This window comes from Streptomyces sp. 130, assembly GCF_007096885.1.
Taxonomy (GTDB): Bacteria; Actinomycetota; Actinomycetes; order Streptomycetales; family Streptomycetaceae; genus Streptomyces.
Genome location: NZ_VJNO01000004.1, coordinates 77,947 through 95,767 on the forward strand (window position 1 = coordinate 77,947; position 17,821 = coordinate 95,767).

The 17,821-nt window shown below is 72.5% G+C and carries 15 protein-coding genes; 9 read left to right on the top strand and 6 right to left on the bottom strand.

Annotated features, from left to right (window positions below):
* Window positions 1–124 precede the first annotated feature (124 nt).
* From FKN01_RS05390 to FKN01_RS05410, 5 genes are all read left to right on the top strand, one after another.
* Window positions 125–856, top strand: a complete 732-nt coding sequence (locus FKN01_RS05390; RefSeq protein ID WP_143616941.1) for a PIG-L deacetylase family protein — start codon at window positions 125–127, stop codon at window positions 854–856.
* A 275-nt stretch (window positions 857–1,131) separates the two neighbouring features.
* The gene (locus FKN01_RS05395) at window positions 1,132–2,100 is read left to right on the top strand and encodes an NADPH:quinone oxidoreductase family protein (RefSeq protein ID WP_143616943.1); all 969 of its coding nucleotides are present in this window, start codon (window positions 1,132–1,134) and stop codon (window positions 2,098–2,100) included.
* Window positions 2,097–3,284 carry an acyl-CoA dehydrogenase family protein gene (locus tag FKN01_RS05400; protein ID WP_143616945.1) on the top strand — a complete coding sequence of 396 codons (1,188 nt, stop codon included), beginning with the start codon at window positions 2,097–2,099 and terminating at the stop codon, window positions 3,282–3,284. Before FKN01_RS05395 ends, FKN01_RS05400 begins: the two co-directional genes overlap by 4 nt.
* Window positions 3,281–4,414 (top strand): acyl-CoA dehydrogenase family protein, encoded by a 1,134-nt coding sequence (locus FKN01_RS05405; protein WP_143616947.1) that lies wholly within the window; start codon window positions 3,281–3,283, stop codon window positions 4,412–4,414. The genes FKN01_RS05400 and FKN01_RS05405 overlap by 4 nt, the downstream gene beginning before the upstream one ends.
* A 187-nt stretch (window positions 4,415–4,601) precedes the next feature.
* Window positions 4,602–4,796 (top strand): hypothetical protein, encoded by a 195-nt coding sequence (locus FKN01_RS05410; protein ID WP_143616949.1) that lies wholly within the window; start codon window positions 4,602–4,604, stop codon window positions 4,794–4,796.
* Between the two features lie 51 nt (window positions 4,797–4,847).
* Here the strand turns inward: FKN01_RS05410 and FKN01_RS05415 are convergent, their stop codons facing one another.
* A complete protein-coding gene (locus tag FKN01_RS05415) occupies window positions 4,848–5,156 on the bottom strand; it encodes a hypothetical protein (RefSeq protein WP_143616951.1) in 309 nt (102 codons plus the stop codon).
* Between the two features lie 201 nt (window positions 5,157–5,357).
* Here FKN01_RS05415 and FKN01_RS05420 point away from each other — a divergent pair, with 201 nt between their 5' ends.
* Window positions 5,358–6,197, top strand: coding sequence for a PepSY domain-containing protein (locus tag FKN01_RS05420; RefSeq protein WP_143616953.1), 840 nt, complete (start codon window positions 5,358–5,360; stop codon window positions 6,195–6,197).
* 51 nt (window positions 6,198–6,248) lie between these two features.
* Here FKN01_RS05420 and FKN01_RS05425 read toward each other — a convergent pair whose 3' ends face one another.
* Entirely contained in the window at window positions 6,249–8,159 is a 1,911-nt protein-coding gene (locus FKN01_RS05425; protein WP_143616955.1) for an ABC transporter ATP-binding protein, read from the bottom strand.
* A gap of 198 nt (window positions 8,160–8,357) precedes the next feature.
* Between FKN01_RS05425 and FKN01_RS32455 the strand changes: the two genes are divergently transcribed.
* Together FKN01_RS32455 and FKN01_RS05430 are read left to right on the top strand one after the other, a co-directional pair.
* The gene (locus tag FKN01_RS32455) at window positions 8,358–8,519 is read left to right on the top strand and encodes a hypothetical protein (RefSeq protein ID WP_164402861.1); all 162 of its coding nucleotides are present in this window, start codon (window positions 8,358–8,360) and stop codon (window positions 8,517–8,519) included.
* Between the two features lie 208 nt (window positions 8,520–8,727).
* Window positions 8,728–10,563: a SpoIIE family protein phosphatase gene (locus FKN01_RS05430; protein ID WP_143617215.1), complete on the top strand. Its 1,836-nt coding sequence runs from the start codon at window positions 8,728–8,730 to the stop codon at window positions 10,561–10,563.
* Window positions 10,564–10,586: 23 nt separating this feature from the next.
* Here FKN01_RS05430 and FKN01_RS05435 read toward each other — a convergent pair whose 3' ends face one another.
* From FKN01_RS05435 to FKN01_RS05450, 4 genes are read right to left on the bottom strand one after another with little or no spacing between them, the layout of a single operon-like run.
* Window positions 10,587–11,837, bottom strand: coding sequence for a threonine/serine exporter ThrE family protein (locus FKN01_RS05435; protein WP_260696780.1), 1,251 nt, complete (start codon window positions 11,835–11,837; stop codon window positions 10,587–10,589).
* A gap of 4 nt (window positions 11,838–11,841) precedes the next feature.
* Window positions 11,842–13,197 carry a dipeptidase gene (locus FKN01_RS05440; protein ID WP_143616959.1) on the bottom strand — a complete coding sequence of 452 codons (1,356 nt, stop codon included), beginning with the start codon at window positions 13,195–13,197 and terminating at the stop codon, window positions 11,842–11,844.
* Window positions 13,197–13,637: a hypothetical protein gene (locus FKN01_RS05445; protein ID WP_143616961.1), complete on the bottom strand. Its 441-nt coding sequence runs from the start codon at window positions 13,635–13,637 to the stop codon at window positions 13,197–13,199. Before FKN01_RS05445 ends, FKN01_RS05440 begins: the two co-directional genes overlap by 1 nt.
* A complete protein-coding gene (locus FKN01_RS05450) occupies window positions 13,634–15,100 on the bottom strand; it encodes an APC family permease (protein ID WP_143616963.1) in 1,467 nt (488 codons plus the stop codon). The genes FKN01_RS05445 and FKN01_RS05450 overlap by 4 nt, the downstream gene beginning before the upstream one ends.
* Before the next feature lie 274 nt (window positions 15,101–15,374).
* Here FKN01_RS05450 and FKN01_RS05455 point away from each other — a divergent pair, with 274 nt between their 5' ends.
* Window positions 15,375–17,798: a glycoside hydrolase family 9 protein gene (locus FKN01_RS05455; protein ID WP_143616965.1), complete on the top strand. Its 2,424-nt coding sequence runs from the start codon at window positions 15,375–15,377 to the stop codon at window positions 17,796–17,798.
* Window positions 17,799–17,821 lie beyond the last annotated feature (23 nt).

Below are 17,821 nucleotides of genomic sequence, written 5' to 3' on the forward strand. Positions count from 1 at the left end.
TCGTTCACCGGGGTACGGGGCAGATCTCGCTCTCTCCTGCCCCGGACGGCCAAGGATACCCCCCTGGGTATTTAACGCGTCGTGTCACGGGTCTCACCCCCGCCTTGCCGGTTAGCCTGCGGACATGACCGAGCAGCTGAAGCCCATGCCCGAGGACTGGCGGCGCGCGCTCGCCGTGGTCGCACACCCCGACGACCTGGAGTACGGCTGCGCGGCGGCGGTGGCCGGCTGGACCGATGCCGGACGCGAGGTCACGTATCTCCTCGCGACCAGGGGCGAGGCCGGGATCGACACCCTCGGACCGCAGGAGTGCGGGCCGCTGCGCGAGCGGGAGCAGCGTGCGAGCGCGGCGGCCGTCGGCGTCTCCCGCGTCGAGTTCCTGGATCATCGCGACGGGGTGATCGAGTACGGAATCCCGCTCCGCCGGGACATCGCCGCGGCCATCCGCCGGTACCGTCCCGAGCTGCTGATCACGCTCAACCACCGTGACACCTGGGGCGGTGTCGCGTGGAACACGCCCGACCACCGCGCCGTCGGCCGCGCCACGCTCGACGCGGCGGCCGACGCGGGCAACCGCTGGATCTTCCCGGAGCTGAGGGAGCGTGGCCTCGAACCGTGGGACGGCGTGCGCTGGGTGGCCGTGGCCGGATCGTCCACGCCGACCCACGCGGTGGACGCGACCGCCGGCCTGGAGCGCTCGGTGCAGTCCCTCCTGGCCCACCGCACGTACCTCGAAGTCCTCACCGACGAGGACCCGGAGGTGTACTGCCGCACCTTCCTCACCGGTAACGCCGAGGCCGCCGCCGAGCGCTTCGGCGGGCGCCCGGCCGTGCCGTTCGAGCTCTTCGCGCGGTAGCCCGGCAGGAGGCGGCAGGCCGTGGAGCCGCAGGTGCGCGCCGGGGCGCACCGCCCACGCGGTGCGGCTCGGCCGCTCCGCAGGCCGCCGAGGTGGTGGTGGGCGAGTGGCCCTCGCGTACGGCCGTGCGCCCGGTGCCCCGCGTTCGGCGAGGACGGGGCCGGGCGCACGGCCGTGTCCGGCCCCGTTGGCCCGCGACTGTTCCCACAGAGGCAAGCGACCGCTTAGTATGCGCCGGAGCAGTGGTAATGCCGACAGTGTTGTGGAGGCCCCTCATGCAGGCATGGCGAGTGCACCGGAACGGTGAGCCGAGCGAGGTGATGCGGCTGGAGGAGACGGACCGGCCGGTGCCCGGCGACGGGCAGGTGCTCGTCGAGGTGCTCGCGGCGAACATCAACTTCCCCGACGCGCTGCTCTGCCGGGGCGAGTACCAGGTAAGGGCCCCGCTGCCGTTCACCCCGGGCGTCGAGATCTGCGGCCGCACCGAGGACGGGCGCCGGGTGCTCGCGACCCCCGCCCTGCCGCACGGCGGTTTCGCCCAGTACGCCGTGGCCGACGAGACGGCCCTGCTGGCGGCCCCGGAATCCCTGGACGACGCGGAGGCCGCGGCCCTGCACATCGGCTACCAGACCGGTTGGTTCGGGCTCCACCGGCGCGCCCGGCTGCAGGCGGGGGAGACCCTGCTCGTGCACGCCGCGGCCGGCGGGGTCGGCAGCGCCGCCGTCCAGCTCGGCAAGGCCGCCGGCGCCACCGTCATCGGCGTCGTCGGCGGACCGGAGAAGGCGAAGACCGCCGCCGCACTCGGCTGCGACCTGGTCATCGACCGGCGAAGCGAGGACGTCGTCGCGGCGGTCAAGGAGTTCACCGGCGGCCGGGGCGCCGACGTCGTCTACGATCCGGTCGGCGGGGACGCCTACGCCAAGTCCGTGAAGTGCATCGCCTTCGAGGGGCGCGTCGTCGTCGTCGGCTTCGCCTCCGGAACGATCCCCTCCCCGGGGCTCAACCACCCCCTCGTGAAGAACTACTCCGTCCTCGGCCTCCACTGGGGCCTCTACAACACCAAGGACCCGCAGGCCGTGCGCGACTGCCACCGGGAGCTGACCCGGCTCGCAGCCGAAGGCGTCATCAAGCCGCTGATCAGCGAGCGGGTCGCGATGGACGAGGCGGCGGCCGCCGTCCAGCGCGTCGCCGACGGCACCAGCACCGGCCGCATCGCCGTCCTTCCGTCAGGAGCCGCCCGATGACCGCACCCGACGCCGCCGAACTGCGCCGGCGCACCCGCGAACTGCTCGCCGCGCACCCCCCGGCGACCACCGAGCGCACCGCCTTCCTCAAGGCGCGCTTCGACGCCGGACTCGCCTGGGTCCACTACCCGGCCGGACTCGGCGGCCTGGACGCCCCGCGCTCCCTCCAGCCCGTGGTCGACGCCGAACTCGCCGCCGCGAACGCCCCCGACAACGACCCGCGCCGCATCGGCATCGGCCTCGGCATGGCGGCCCCGACCATCCTCGGCTTCGGCACCGACGAGCAGAAGAAGCGGTTCCTGCGCCCCCTGTGGGTGGGCGAGGAGGTCTGGTGCCAGCTCTTCAGCGAACCGGGGGCGGGCTCGGACCTCGCCGCCCTCGGTACGCGCGCGGTGCGCGACGGCGAGGAGTGGGTGGTGGACGGGCAGAAGGTGTGGACCTCCAGCGCACACCTGGCGCGCTGGGCCATCCTCATCGCCCGCACCGATCCGGACCTGCCCAAGCACCGCGGCATCAGCTACTTCATCTGCGACATGACCGACCCCGGCGTCGAGGTCCGGCCGCTCCGCCAGATCACCGGCGAGGCAGAGTTCAACGAGGTCTTCCTCACCGGAGTGCGCATCCCCGACAGCCACCGGCTCGGACCCGTCGGCGAGGGCTGGAAGGTCGCCCAGACCACCCTCATGAACGAGCGCGTCTCCATCGGCGGCTCCCGCATCCCCCGCGAGGGCGGCATGATCGGCCCGGTCGCCAGGACCTGGCGCGAACGGCCCGAGCTGCGCACCCACGACCTGCACCAGCGCCTGCTCACCCTCTGGGTCGAGGCGGAGGTCGCCCGGCTCACCGGCGAGCGGCTGCGCCAGCAGCTCGTCGCGGGCCAGCCGGGCCCCGAAGGCTCCGCGATGAAGCTCGCCTTCGCCCGGCTCAACCAGGAGATCAGCGGCCTCGAAGTGGAACTCCTCGGTGACGAGGGCCTGCTGTACGGCGACTGGACCATGCGGCGGCCCGAACTGGTCGACTTCACCGGACGCGACGCCGGATACCGCTACCTCCGCTCCAAGGGCAACTCCATCGAGGGCGGTACGAGCGAGGTACTGCTCAACATCGTCGCCGAGCGGGTGCTCGGTCTGCCCTCCGAGCCCCGCAACGACAAGGACGTCGCCTGGAAGGACCTCTCCCGATGACCGCACAGACCGAAGCCGGCCAGGCGCCCGACCTCCTCTACTCCGAGGCCGAGGAGGACCTGCGCGCCGCCGTCCGCTCGCTCCTCGCGGACCGGTCCGACGCGCCGTCGGTGATCGCCCGCACCGAGTCCGACACGCCGTACGACCCGCAGCTGTGGAAGGCGCTCGCCACCGGCATCGGCGCCGCCGGGCTCCTCGTGCCCGAGGAGCTGGGCGGCCAGGGCGCCACGCACCGCGAGGCCGCCGTCGTCCTGGAGGAGCTGGGCCGCACCGTCGCCCCCGCGCCGTTCCTGACCAGCGCCGTCGTCGCCACCGAGACGCTGCTGGCGCTCGGCGCGCAGGACGGGCCGGCCGCGGAACTCCTGGCCGGGCTCGCCGAGGGGCGGCAGGTCGCGGTCCTGGCCGCGCCGTTCGCGGCGGCTTCGGCCGGCTCGGCGGGGGCGCGGGCCTCGGCGGTGACCGGTTTTCTGGAGGGGACGCTCGGCCCGGTCGCCGACGCGGGCGCCGCCGACGTGCTCCTGGTCCCCGCCGCCGACGGCCTCTACGCCGTCGCCGCGAACGCGCCAGGCGTACGCGTCGAACCGCTCGTCGCGCTCGACCTCACCCGCCCGCTCGCCACCGTCACGCTCGACGGCGCCACGGGCACCCGCCTCGCGGACGCCGGGGCCGGACGGCGCGCGGTGGACCGGGGACTGCTGGCCGGGGCGGGGCTCCTCGCATCCGAACAGCTGGGACTCGCCGAGTGGTGCCTCACCGAGACGGTGCGACACACCCGGGAGCGCCACCAGTTCAACCGGCCCATCGGCTCCTTCCAGGCGCTCAAACACCGTATGGCGCAGCTCTGGCTGGAGGTCGTCTCGGCCCGGGCCGCCGCACGGAACGCCGCCGACGCGCTGGCCACCGGCAGCCCCGACACGCCGTTGGCCGTGGCCGTCGCGCAGGCGTACTGCTCGAAGGTCGCGGTCCACGCCGCCGAGGAGTGCGTGCAGTTGCACGGCGGGATCGGGATGACGTGGGAGCACCCCGCGCACCTCTACCTGAAGCGGGCCAAGGCCGACGCCACCGCGTACGGCACGGCGGGACGCCACCGGGACACCGTCGCAGCGCTCATGGAACTGCCGGCGCCCTGAGTTTCACAGCGCAGGGGGTGCGGGAAGCACCCCGCGCCCCCTGCGCGATCCCTGCCTCTTCCCCGCTGCCGCGGCCCCGACCCGATCCCTACCCGTTTGGCGGACACGCCGATGCCCCGGACGGCCCGCGCGCTGCGCCACACTGACGCCGAATGCCGCACACCGGGCGCGGCGGAGGAGGTTGGCCATGGCAGTTTCGATCTCAGTGGTGCTGCTTCTGCTGATTCTCGCGGTGGTATTCCTCCGCAACGGCGGAATGAAGCTCTCGCACGCTCTGGTGTGCGGAATGCTCGGATTCCTCCTCGCCGGCACCAGCATGGCCCCCACGATCCAGGACGGCATCACCGCCACCGCCGACGTGGTCAGCGGCATCAGGCCCTGACCCTCCGCGCGGCACGCCGCGGCGGCCGGTTCCGTACCCGTACGAAACCCGTCATTCCGAGCCCGCCGCCTGTTCGGGGCCGGGCTCCGGTACGGGGACCGTCGCCGCCGAGCCCCGCCGGACCGCCTCGACGGCGGCCGCGTGCAGGGCGCGGCTCGCTTCCTCCGACGGACAGGGCACGGGGCTGCCCGCCATGGTGAACCAGTCGGCCGCATCGGTGTACTGCACGGTGATCTGTGCCGTGCCCTCGGCCCAAGTGGTGTGGATGGTCAGGTCACCGGACAGCGGCCCGACCTCTTCGGTGAGCACGCCGCCGTGCCCCGAATACACTCCGCGTGTTGTCCAGGACGCCCAGGTCATGCATTCAGGCTCGCACCAAAGCGGCCGGATCGCGACCTGCGTGACCAGCGAATTCGTACTGTCGACGCATCTTCGCCCGCTGTACACGAAATCCCCCCGAACCCCGGCGACACGCGGCACCGGGGCGGGATGGCGGTCGAACGGGTGACACTGGCCGGTCATTCCACATGCCGGGGCCGTACGGCGGTTAAGCATGCGGGCATGACATGTGACTCCCCCTCCAAGAACACCGGATTCCTCCGTGCCCACCGCGTGCGCGCCGCGGGCGTCGCCTGTGTCGTGGTCGCCGCCGCCCTGCTGACCGGCTGCGGCCAGGACAGCGGCAGCACCTCCGCGAGCACGAAGACCTCGGAGGCGGCCCGCGCCGTGCCCGAGGGCACGCAGAGTCCGTCCGCCACCGGGAGCGAGAGCGCCTCGCCGGGCCAGATGACCGAGGACCAGAAGGAACGCAAGGAGCTGATCTCCGCCACCAAGGTCACCTACGACAAGGCCATCACCACGGCCGAGGGCGAGGTCAAGGGCGGCAAGCTCGTCGAGCTCGAGCTCATGAGCGCCAAGGACGCGGCCGACGACAGCGAGAGCCCCAGCCCCTCGCCCACGGGCAGCCCCTCTCCCACCGGCAGCCCCTCTCCCACCGGCAGCCCCTCGCCCACGGGCAGCCCCTCGCCGACGGGCAGCGCCGCGGCCGGCGCCCCGCAGTGGGTCGCGACCGTCGCCGCGAAGACGGGGACCAAGCACAAGGTCCACATCGACGCGGTCTCCGGCAAGGTCGTCAGCTCGTCCGAGGACACCGACCAGAGCACCTCGGACAAGGCCAAGACGGCCAAGCGGGTCACCCAGGCGAAGCAGACCGCGCAGCAGGCGGCGAAGGCCGCCACCGCGAAGCAGCAGGGGACGGTGACCGCCCTCGACCTGGACGACGACGACCAGGGCACCCTGGTCTGGAAGACCGACGTCGTGACCAAGGACTGGAAGAAGACGACCTTCGACATCGACGCGTCCAACGGCTCGGTCACCCACCAGGAGACCGACAACGACTGACCGCCCTCCGCTCCGAGCGCCCCCGGCCCGCACGGACCGGGGGCGCTCGCGTCAGACGGACCCCACCGGCTCCTGCCGGTCGCCCGCCGCGTCCGGAGACTCCGGCGAGGCGAACTGCGTCCGGTACAGCTCCTCGTACCGGCCACCCGCCGCCAGCAGCTCGGTGTGCGTACCCCGTTCGACCACCCGGCCCTCCTCCACGACCAGGATCAGATCGGCGGCCCGCACCGTCGACAGCCGGTGCGCGATCACCACCGCGGTGCGGCCTTCCAGCGCCTCGGCCAGGGCCTCCTGCACGACCGCCTCGGACGTGGAGTCGAGGTGCGCGGTCGCCTCGTCCAGGATGACCACCCGCGGCCTGGCCAGGAGGAGCCGGGCGATCGTCAGCCGCTGCCGCTCCCCGCCGGAGAGCCGGTAGCCGCGCTCACCCACGACCGTGTCGAGCCCATCGGGCAGCGACGCCACCAGGCCGTCCAGCCGGGAGCGCCGCAGCGCGTCCCAGATCTCGTCCTCGGTGGCACCGGGCCTGGCCAGCAGGAGGTTCGCGCGCACCGAATCGTGGAAGAGATGCCCGTCCTGGGTGACCATGCCGAGCGTTTCACGGATCGACGCGGCGGTGAGATCGCGCACGTCGACGCCGTTCAGCCGGACGGCCCCCTCGTCGGCGTCGTACAGCCGGGGCAGCAGCTGGGCTATGGTCGACTTGCCGGCGCCCGACGAGCCGACCAGGGCGACCATCCGGCCCGGCTCGGCCCGGAACGAGACGTCGTGCAGCACCCGCGTGCCGCCCCGGGAGTCCAGCGTCGCGACCTCCTCCAGCGAGGCCAGCGACACCTTGTCGGCGGACGGGTAGCCGAAGGAGACCCCGTCGAACTCCACCGACACCGGCCCCTCGGGCACCGCACGGGCGTCCGGCTTCTCGGCGATCAACGGCTTCAGGTCCAGGATCTCGAAGACCCGCTCGAAGCTCACCAGCGCGCTCATCACCTCGACCCGGGCGCCCGCCAGCGCCGTCAGCGGGGCGTAGAGCCGGGTGAGCAGCAGTGCCAGCGTCACGACCGCGCCCGCCTCCAGGCTGCCGCGCAGCGCGTAGTAGCCGCCGAGTCCGTAGACGAGGGCCAGGGCCAGCGCGGACACCAGGGTCAGCGCGGTGATGAACGTGGACTGCGCCATCGCCGTCCGGATGCCGATGTCACGTACCCGGCCGGCCCGCGCCGCGAACTCGGCGGACTCGTCGGCCGGCCGGCCGAAGAGCTTCACCAGGGTCGCACCCGGCGCCGAGAACCGCTCGGTCATCTGCGTGCTCATCGCCGCGTTGTGCGCCGCCGCCTCGCGCTGCATGCGCGCCATCCGCGAACCCATCCGCCGGGCCGGCACCACGAAGACCGGAAGCAGGACGAGCGCGAGGAGCGTGATCTGCCAGGAGATCGTCAGCATCACCGCGAGCGTCAGCACCAGCGTCACCACATTGGAGACCACCCCCGACAGGGTGTTGCTGAACGCCCGCTGCGCACCGATCACGTCGTTGTTGAGCCGGCTCACCAGCGCCCCCGTCCGGGTCCGGGTGAAGAAGGCGACCGGCATCCGCTGCACATGGTCGAAGACCGCCCTGCGCAGGTCCAGGATCAGTCCTTCGCCCAGCGTGGCCGACAGCAGCCGGGTGAGCAGCCCGAGCCCGGCCTCCGCCACGGCGATCACGGCGATCAGCAGGGCGATACGGACGACCGTGCCGCTCTCCCTGCCCTGCACGATCGCGTCGATCACCCGGCCCGCCAGCATCGGCGTCGCCACGGCCAGCAGCGCGGTGACCACGCTGAGCAGCAGGAACCGGTAGAGCTGGCGGCGGCGCGGCCGGGCGAACGAGGCGATCCGGCGCACGGTGGCCCGGGAGAAGGGTCGGCGGTCCGCTTGCGCGTTGACAGCGCTGTGCAGCGACGACCACGCGGTGACTTCCATACTCATACGGGTGCCTCCGGGGCGGGACGGATCGGTACGGCCCCGGCGGCGGCGCGGCCGGGGTTCTGGGAGAACGTTAGAAGCTCAAGCGAACTTGAGGTCAAACTTCCGGTGCCCTGTGCGGGCCCGGCTCGGGACCTGCGTAGAATCGGCCCCTGTTTCCGGCCGGACCACGGCAGACACGACCGATTGAGGCAGTTCGACGTGAGTTTCACAGACAGTACCGACGCACCGATCTACGCCGGTCTCGTGGAGGAGCACGGGGATGTGCCGGCCGAGGTGCGCCGGGTGGCTGAAGAGACCATGCGGGAGGCCGACCGGGCCATCGACTTCAGCGATATCCGCAGGTCACCGGCGTACCGCTAGCCCGCGCCCCGTCCTGCTCCGGGCGTGTGTCCGAGCGCTTCCCGACCCGCCGGTGACCCCGGCAGGCCCCGCGCGGACGGCCCGGCCCGCACCACCCGTCCGGCACACCCGGACGGCGTCGCGGGGATGTCTCGCCCTGCGGACCAGGCTCTCCCGTCGGAGCATGGAACGAACAGTCGCCGACGACATCGGGACGAAGGGAAGCCGGATGGGTGGTGAACGGCATGAGCCACCGACCGAGGCGTTCGAGGCCGAGCTGGACCAGATCGAGGCGCTGAACCGGATGCGGGCGCAGGGCCCCGACCCGGCGCGCCCCCCGGGGCCCGACCACGGGACCCGGGGCGCGGGCACGCCGGAGGAGGCCAGACGCCGGGACTCCCTGTTGCTTTCGGCCGGACACGCGGTCGCCGCCGCCGACACCCTCGACGAGGCCCTGAGACTCGCCGCCGGACTGTACGCCCCCGACTTCCCGCTGGACGGCCAGTGCGTCTTCGGCGTCGCCGAGGGCAACCTCACCGCCCTCGGGCAGTACGGATTCCGGCCCGGCGGTGCCGGCCGCGGGTTCCGCATGCCCATGAACACCGGCTACCCGGCCGCCGAGGTGGCGAGGACCGGGCGCGCCGTCTACCTGGGCTCCGCGCAGGAGTACCGCCGCCGCTTCCCGGCGACCTGGAACCTCTCCGCGCGCAAGGGCCGTGAGGCGTGGGCCTTCCTGCCCCTGGTGACCGCCGGCCGGGTCGTCGGGGTCTGGCTCGCCGCCTTCCGCGCGCCCCTGGACTTCTCGGCGAGTGAGCGCGCCCTGCTCACCGTCACCGGCCGCATGATCGCCCAGGTCCTCGAACGGGCCCGGGCCAGCCGCGCCGAACTCGAACTCTCCCGGGGCCTGCGCCGCAGCATGCACACCGCCGGCGCGGCCCTGACCGGGCTCAGCGTCGCCACCCGCTACGTGCCGACCGGCGGCGGCCTCATGGTCGGCGGGGACTGGTACGACACCATCGACCTGCCCAACGGCCGGATGGCCGTGGTGATGGGCGACGTCCAGGGACACGACGTGCACGCCGCGGGCCTCATGGCCCAGCTGCGTACCGCCGTGCACGCCTACGCGGCCGAGGGACACGGCCCCGACGCGGTCCTGGCACGCGCCTCCCGCTTCCTGACCACCCTCGACGAGGACCGCTTCGCGACCTGCCTCTACATCGAGGCCGACCCGTCCACCGGCGACCTGCACATCGCCCGCGCCGGCCATCCGCACCCCGTCCTGCGCATGCCCGACGGCACGTGTGTCCTCAAACACGTCAGCGGCGGGCTGCCGCTCGGACTGATGCCGGGCGAGGAGGACTACCCCGTCGACACCGTGCGCCTGCACGAGGGCGAGATCCTCATGCTGTGCACCGACGGGTTCATCGAGAACGGCGGCCACGACATGTACACCGGCTGGGTGCGGGTGCGCGACGCGTTCTCGCCCGGCCCGACCGACGACCTGGAGGGCATGGCCGACCGGCTCATGGCGGCCGTCCTCGACCCCGGCCCCGACGCCCGGGAGGAAGCCCTCGCACGCGACGGTGACGACATCGCCCTCCTGCTGCTGCGCCGCGACGCCATCCACGCCCGCGCCGATCTCAGCCAGCGCCGGCTGATGCTCACCGTCGGCCAGGACCAGGGGGAGGGCCTGGCCGAGGCCCGCGCGGAGCTCAAGGCGCTGCTGCACGACTGGGCGCGCCCGGACCAGATCGACACCGCCGTGCTGCTGGCGACCGAACTCCTCGGCAACGTCCTCGTGCACACCGATCAGGACGGCACCCTCAACGCCACCCTGTCCGGAGAGACCGGCACCCGCCGGCTGCTGGTCGAGGTCATGGACCGCGGCGACGAACTGCCCCACCAGCGCACCCCGGGCGAGCTCGCCTCCTCGGGCCGCGGCCTGCTCCTCCTGGACATCCTCGCCGACCAGTGGGGCGTACGGCCCGAACCGGAGGGGAAGACCGCCTGGTTCGCGCTGAACGAGGCCGCCCCGGCCGAGGGCGCGGACCCGCCGGCCATCTGAGGCCCGGCCGAGCGCCCCCGGGGTCAGGAGGTGTCGCCCGGCCGCCGCGCCAGCACCGCGCCCAGGAGCAGCCCGGTGCCGATCGCGGTCACGAGGGTGACGAGTTCCGTGAGGTCGCGGAAGCCCTCGATCGCGTAGCCGCCCGCCACAGCCGTCAGCCCCCGCATCCCGAGCGAGCCCACCGTCAGGGTGAAGAAGCCCGGCAGCACCAGGACCAGCCGGGGCGGGCCGCCCGGCCGGCGCGCCAGCCAGGTCGTGACCGCGCCGAGCGCGACCGCCGCCGCGAACGTGCCGCCCAGATCCCCGAGCAGCCGTGTGAAGCCCGTCTGCACGCCGACCGTCAGATACACGAGCACCAGGAGCACGCCCAGCAGCCGGGCGGGTACGGCGAAGGCCAGCAGGGCGCCCACGGTGAAGACGATCCAGTTCGCGAAGAGCGCCCAGCGCGGCAGGTCCGGTCCGGCCGCCACGTCGAACAGGTCCTGGCGCGGGCGGCCCGTGACGACCAGACCCAGCATCACGCCCACATAGAGCTGGACCAGGAGCGCCACCGCGTACACCAGGCGCACGGCGCCGGTGGTGAGGTACCCGGCGGCCAGCTCGGCCGCCGCCGCGCTGAGGTAGTCACCGGGCACGAAGAAGAACAGCGCCGGAAGCATCAGCAGCACCGGGCCGCCGTGCGCGGGGGAACGGGCGAACAGCTCCAGGGCGAGCAGCGAGACCGCCACCGCCGCGACCAGCGGCAGCACCTTCGCCAGCCCGGGCATCCGGTCCGCCGCGACGGCCAGGCACGCCGCGACCGAGGCGAGGACCGCCGTGCTCCCGACCTCGTACCACGTCGGCTGCATCAGCGGCGCGAAGCCCACCGAGAACAGCACCACGCCCAGCAGCTTCGCCCACCAGGGGTACGGGGGAGCGGCGCGGGTGATCGCGGTGAGCCGGGCGCCGGCCTTCCGCGCGTCCAGCCGGCCCGCCGCCACCTCGTCCAGGAGCGGCTTGAGCACCACCACGCGGTCCATCCGGAAGACCTCGGGGAAGGCGCGCACCACGATCGCCGTGCTGCGGCCGTGCGAGCTCACGGTGACCGTGGCGGCGTCGGGCAGCACCGCCACCGAGGCGGTGCCGCCGAGGCCCCGGGCCGCCGAGGTGACGGAGCGTTCGACCTGCTCCGCCCCCTCGCCGCTGGTCGAGAGCGGGAGCCGGGCCAGCCCGTCGATGAAGCCCACGAGGACGTCGTGGTCGTCCTCGCGGTCCGTTCCCGCTCCGGCCTTCACCTCGTCAGCGCGGCGCGCGGGCGAAGGCGCGGAGGAAGAGGGCCTCCACATGGGCCATGTGCTCGATCTCCGCCGGGTCGACGCTCTCGTTCGGCGCGTGGATCAGGCACCGCGGCTCTTCGACGCCCATCAGGATGATCTCGGCCGAGGGATGGGCATCCGCGAGGACGTTGCAGAGCGGGATGGACCCGCCCTGGCCGAGGTACGTCATCGGCTTGCCGTACACCGCCTCCATCGCCTCGCCGAGCGCCCGGTACGCCGGACCGTCCGTCGCCGCGCGGAACGGCGCGCCGGACTGCTCCGGCTCCACCTCGACCCGTACGCCCCAGGGGGCGGCCCCGGTCAGATGGTCCGTCAGCGCGCGCTCCGCGGCCTCGGCACCCGTGCCCGGCGGAATGCGCAGGCTCACCCGGGCCCGGGCGGTGGGCGGGACCGACGCGGACGAGCCCACCACGGGCGGGCAGTCGATGCCGAGCACGGTGACGGCCGGGCGCGCCCACAGCAGGTCGGACACCGAGCCCGTGCCGATGAGGGGCACGCCGTCGAGGACGCCGGCGTCCTCGCGGAACTGCGCCTCCTCGTAGTGCGCGCCCTCCCAGGTGCCCGAGGCGTCCAGGCCGCGCACCCGGGTGGCCCCGGTCTCCGGGTCGCGCAGGGTGGACAGCAGCTGGATCAGCGCGGCCAGCGCGTCGGGGGCCGGTCCGCCGAACATCCCGGAGTGCACCTCGCCGGCCAGGGTGTCGACGGTGACCACGACGTTCACGACGCCCCGCAGTGAGGTGGTGGCGGTGCCGGTGCCGACGGCCGCGTTCCCCGTGTCGCAGACCAGCAGGGCGTCGGCGGCGAATTCCCCGGGATGGGCGGCCACGTACGCTTCGAGGCCCCCGGTGCCCTGTTCCTCAGAACCCTCCGCCACGAACCTCAGCCCGACCGGGATGTCGTCGCCGAGCGCGCGCAGGGCGGTGAGGTGCATGACGATGTTGCCCTTGCAGTCGGCCGTGCCCCGCCCGTACCAGCGGCCTTCGCGCTCGGTCAGCGCGAAGGGCGGTGAGGTCCACGCGTCGTCGTCCAGCGGGGGCTGTACGTCGTAGTGGCAGTAGAGCAGCACGGTCGGGGCGCCGGGCGGGGGCGGGCGGTTCCCGATCACCGCGTTGCTGCCGTCCGGGGTCTCGACGAGCCGGACGTCCCGCAGACCGGCCTCGGTGAAGGCGTCGGCCACCCACTGGGCGGCGCGCACGCATTCCTCCGCCGGATACTGCCGGGGGTCGGCGACGGAGGGGATGGAGACCAGTTCGGTCAGGTCGGCCCGCGCGCGGGACATGAGGCCGGAGATGCGTCCGGCGAGTTCGTCGGTGGTCATCAGCGCCTCACTGTGTTCTCGGTCCTGAGGTCGGCGATCTTGTCCTCGATCCGGTCCAGCTTGTCCGGGCAGTAGATCTCCAGGATCTTCGCCTCCGCCCGGACCGCCTGGGTGTCCCCGATCACGGGGCGCCTGCCCGGACCGGTGGCGCCGTTGGAGATGCCGTCGATCTTCCACAGCGCGGACTTGAGCGCGGAGCCGGGCTTCTCGCAGACCTGGCCGCCGTCGTCGCCCAGGGTGCGCTTGATGGCGCCCACGTCGGGCCGGGGGTAGCCGGCCGACTCGGCGGCGTCGGCCAGTTGCTCGGCCTTCTGCGTCGCCTTGTTGTTCGTCCTGACCTTCTCGTAGCGGACGACGCCGGCGACCGCGAGCGCCACCAGGAGGACGATCGTGCCGATGTAGAGCCAGCGGTGCTCGGAGGCGAAGCGGGTCGGGCTCATGACGCGGCCTCCTCACCGGCCGGCGCCGTGCGCCAGCCGGGTTTGCGCAGTTTCAGGAACAGCCACGGGATCAGGAGCCCGAGGACGACGAGCCCGCCGCCGACGATGGCCACGTACACACCGACGCTGCCGCCGCCGAACTGGGAGGGCGGCACGAAGCCGATGGCCAGGGCCGCGAGCGACGCCAGCAGGCCGACCGCGCACAGCAGACCGAGCGCCGGGACGCGGTAGCCGCGCGGATGGTCCGGCTGGGTCTTCCGCAGCCGGACGGCCGCCACGAACATCAGCAGGTAGACGATGAGGTACACCTGCGTCGTGATGGTGGAGAAGATCCAGTAGACGCTGGACACGTTCGGGATCAGCGCGTACAGCAGCGCGATGACGGTGGTGACGATGCCCTGCGTGACCAGGATGTTCTGCTGGATGCCGTTCTTGTTGAGCCGCTGGAGGTAGGGCGGCAGATAGCCCTCGCTGCGGGAGATCTCCAGCAGCCCCTTGGACGGCCCGGCCAGCCACGTCAGCATGCCGCCGAGCGCCGCAGACACCAGCATCACCGCGGCGATCGGCGTCATCCAGCCGACGTGGAAGTGGGCGAAGAACGCGTCGAACGCCTGCATCACACCGGCCGTCAGGCTCAGCTGACTGGCGGGCACCACCCAGCTGATCGCGAGCGCCGGCAGGATGAAGATCAGCAGCACCAGACCCATCGCCAGGAACATCGACTTCGGGTATTCCCTCGCCGGATCGCGCAGCGAGGAGACGTGTACGGCGTTCATCTCCATGCCGGAGTACGACAGGAAGTTGTTGACGATGAGCACCAGGCTGGCGAGCCCCGTCCACTGGGGGAGCAGGTGCGCGGAGGTCATCGGGGCGGCGGAGCCGTTCCCCTGGCCGAGGAAGACGATGCCGAGCACGACCAGCACCGTGCCGGGGACCAGGGTGCCGATGACGAGTCCCCAGGAGGACAGACCCGCCAGGGCCTTGGTCCCCCGGGACGAGACCCAGACGCCGGTCCAGTAGAGCACCATGATCACGATCGCGGTGTACACGCCGTTGGACGCGAGTGAGGGATCGATGACGTACGCGATCGTGGACGCCACGAACGCGAGGAGACTCGGATAGTAGAAGATCGTCATCGCGAACTGGCACCACACGGCGAGGAATCCGAGCGGCTTGGACAGTCCCTCGCTCACCCAGCGGTAGACACCGCCGGACCAGCCCGAGGCCAGCTCCGCCGAGACGAGCGCGGTCGGCAGCAGGAACACGACGGCGGGCAGGAGGTAGAGGAAGACACAGGCCAGCCCGTAGACCGCCATCGTCGGGGCGGCCCGCAGGCTCGCCACCGACGCCGTGGTCATCAGCGCGAGCGTCAGCCAGCTGATCCTCGGCGCCGCCGGCCGGTCCCTGGCGGCTGTGCGTGCCGCGTCCTGCGGCAGATCCGCCGGCATGTCCATCGTGCTCATGCGTACCTCCGGTCCCGACGCCACAGGTGCGGGCGTTCAGAACGCCAGCCTCGGCGGGTTCCGGCCCGTCCGCGCGCGGGCTCACCCGAACGGGTGGCTGATGGCGTGTTCACGGATGGCCGTGCGTCAAAGAGGGCGTGCCGCAACCGTTGACAGGCCACCCGCGAACTGGCTTCATGAGCAACGCCCTTGGGAGCGCTCCCACGCTCCGGGGGCACCCACGCGACCCCGCACATCCCCGGCACCCCCACCGACGTGACGAAGGGAAAGTCCGTTGCGCTCGCTCACCCTCCCCGCCCTGCGAAGGCGGTCCCGAAGACCAGGTCCGCTCGGAGCCGTCGGTCTGGCGCTCACCGTCGGCGCCGGCCTCCTGCTCCCGCTGTCCCTGCCGGCCGGCGCGGCGGCCGCCCCCGCCTTCGACTACGGCGAGGCGCTGCAGAAGTCCGTCCTCTTCTACGAGGCCCAGCAGTCCGGCGAGCTGCCCGGCACCAACCGCGTCTCCTGGCGCGGCGACTCGGCCCTGGACGACGGCAAGGACGTGGGGCTGGACCTGACGGGCGGCTGGTACGACGCCGGGGACCATGTGAAGTTCGGCCTCCCCATGGCGTACTCGGCCACCATGCTCGCCTGGGGCGGTACGGAGCAGAAGGCGGCGTACCAGGCGTCGGGCCAGCTGCCGTACCTGCGCGACAACCTGCGCTTCGTGGACGACTACCTTCTGAAGGCCCACCCCTCGCCCAACGTCCTGTACGGGCAGGTCGGCAACGGCGGCGACGACCACAAGTGGTGGGGCCCGGCCGAGGTCATGCCGATGAAGCGCCCGGCGTACAAGATCGACGCCTCCTGCCCCGGCAGCGACCTGGCCGGCCAGACGGCCGCGGCCCTGGCCTCCTCCTCGATGGTGTTCTCCGACAGCGACCCCGCGTACGCGGCGAAGCTGGTCACCCACGCGAAGCAGCTGTACACCTTCGCCGACACGTATCGCGGCAAGTACAGCGACTGCATCACCGACGCGAAGAACTACTACAACTCCTGGAGCGGGTACAACGACGAACTCGTCTGGGGCGCCATCTGGCTGTACAAGGCGACCGGCGACGCCGCCTACCTCGCCAAGGCCGAGTCGTACTACGACAACCTCTCCACCGAGCCGCAGACCACCACCCGGTCCTACCGCTGGACGCTCTCCTGGGACGACACCTCCTACGGGGCCTATGTGCTGCTCGCCCAGCTCACGGGCAAGCAGAAGTACATCGACGACGCGAACCGCTGGCTGGACTGGTGGACGGTCGGTGTCAACGGGCAGCGGGTGCCCTACTCGCCCGGCGGCCAGGCCGTGCTGGACAGCTGGGGTTCGCTCAGGTACGCCGCGAACACCGCCTTCGCCGCGCTGAGCTATTCCGACTGGCTGACCGGGGACGCCACCCGCAAGGCCCGGTACCACGACTTCGCGGTCCGCCAGATCAACTACGCGCTCGGTGACAACCCGCGCGGATCGAGCTACGTGGTCGGCTTCGGCGAGAACCCGCCGACCAAGCCGCACCACCGCACGGCCCACGGTTCGTGGACCGACCAGATGAACAACCCGGTGGAGAGCCGGCACACGTTGTACGGGGCACTGGTGGGCGGCCCGAGCGCCCCCGACGACTCCTACACCGACGACCGCGGCAACTACGTCAACAACGAGGTCGCCACCGACTACAACGCCGCCTTCACGGGGGCCCTGGCCCGGCTCTACGCGGAGTACGGCGGGTCGCCGCTCGCGGACTTCCCGCAGCCGGAGGAGCCGGACGGGCCGGAGATGTCCGTCCAGGCGTCGGTCAACGCGGCCGGGGCGAACTTCACCGAGATCAAGGCGTACCTGATCAACCGGTCCGCGTGGCCCGCCCGCGCGCTCACCGACGCCTCGGTGCGCTACTACTTCACGCTGGAGCCGGGCGTCTCACCCGACGACATCAGCTTCACCACCAACTACAACCAGTGCGGCGAGGTGACGGGCCCCACGCATCTGGAGGGCGACGTCTACTACGCCACGGTCGACTGCTCGGGTACGGACATCGCGCCGGCCGGCCAGTCCGCGTACCGCAAGGAGGTGCAGTTCCGGATCAGTTCGGCCGGCGCCTGGGACCCGTCGAACGACTGGTCCTACCCGTCGACGGCGACGACTCCGGGCGGCACGCCGGTCGACGCCCCGCACATGGTGCTCATGGAGGGCTCGGCGCCGCAGTGGGGGAGCGCGCCGGACGGCACGGACCCCGGGCCGGACCCGGACCCGACGACGACCCCCGACCCGACGACGACCCCCGACCCCTCCCCGACGCCCGACCCGACGGACACGCCCGACCCGACGGACACGCCCGACCCGACGGACACGCCCGATCCCGAACCGGGCGCCTGTGAGGTCAGCTACCGGGTCAGCCAGGCGTGGGGCACGGGTTTCACCGCCGATGTGACGGTGAAGAACACCGGGTCGACGCCTCTGGACGGCTGGCAGCTCGTCTTCGACTTCCAGGGCGCCGAGAGCGTGAGCAACGCGTGGAACGCGACCGCCACCCAGAGCGGCACCCGGGTCACGGTCAAGAACGCCGGCCACAACGGCTCGGTCCCGGCGGGCGGCAGCGCCTCGTTCGGATTCCAGGCGACCGGCGCGCCGGGTGCCGACCCGGACTCCTTCACGGTCAACGGGAAGGAGTGCGGCTGACCGGCCCGGGGCGTGACGGGCTC

Excerpts from the sequence above, each read along its gene's own strand:
- FKN01_RS05390 (WP_143616941.1), top strand. The coding sequence starts at position 125 with ATGACCGAGCAGCTGAAGCCCATGCCCGAGGACTGGCGGCGCGCGCTC.
- FKN01_RS05395 (WP_143616943.1), top strand. The coding sequence starts at position 1,132 with ATGCAGGCATGGCGAGTGCACCGGAACGGTGAGCCGAGCGAGGTGATG.
- FKN01_RS05400 (WP_143616945.1), top strand. The coding sequence starts at position 2,097 with ATGACCGCACCCGACGCCGCCGAACTGCGCCGGCGCACCCGCGAACTG.
- FKN01_RS05405 (WP_143616947.1), top strand. The coding sequence starts at position 3,281 with ATGACCGCACAGACCGAAGCCGGCCAGGCGCCCGACCTCCTCTACTCC.
- FKN01_RS05410 (WP_143616949.1), top strand. The coding sequence starts at position 4,602 with ATGGCAGTTTCGATCTCAGTGGTGCTGCTTCTGCTGATTCTCGCGGTG.
- FKN01_RS05415 (WP_143616951.1), bottom strand. The coding sequence starts at position 5,156 with ATGACCTGGGCGTCCTGGACAACACGCGGAGTGTATTCGGGGCACGGC.
- FKN01_RS05420 (WP_143616953.1), top strand. The coding sequence starts at position 5,358 with ATGACATGTGACTCCCCCTCCAAGAACACCGGATTCCTCCGTGCCCAC.
- FKN01_RS05425 (WP_143616955.1), bottom strand. The coding sequence starts at position 8,159 with ATGAGTATGGAAGTCACCGCGTGGTCGTCGCTGCACAGCGCTGTCAAC.
- FKN01_RS05430 (WP_143617215.1), top strand. The coding sequence starts at position 8,728 with ATGGGTGGTGAACGGCATGAGCCACCGACCGAGGCGTTCGAGGCCGAG.
- FKN01_RS05440 (WP_143616959.1), bottom strand. The coding sequence starts at position 13,197 with ATGACCACCGACGAACTCGCCGGACGCATCTCCGGCCTCATGTCCCGC.
- FKN01_RS05445 (WP_143616961.1), bottom strand. The coding sequence starts at position 13,637 with ATGAGCCCGACCCGCTTCGCCTCCGAGCACCGCTGGCTCTACATCGGC.
- FKN01_RS05450 (WP_143616963.1), bottom strand. The coding sequence starts at position 15,100 with ATGAGCACGATGGACATGCCGGCGGATCTGCCGCAGGACGCGGCACGC.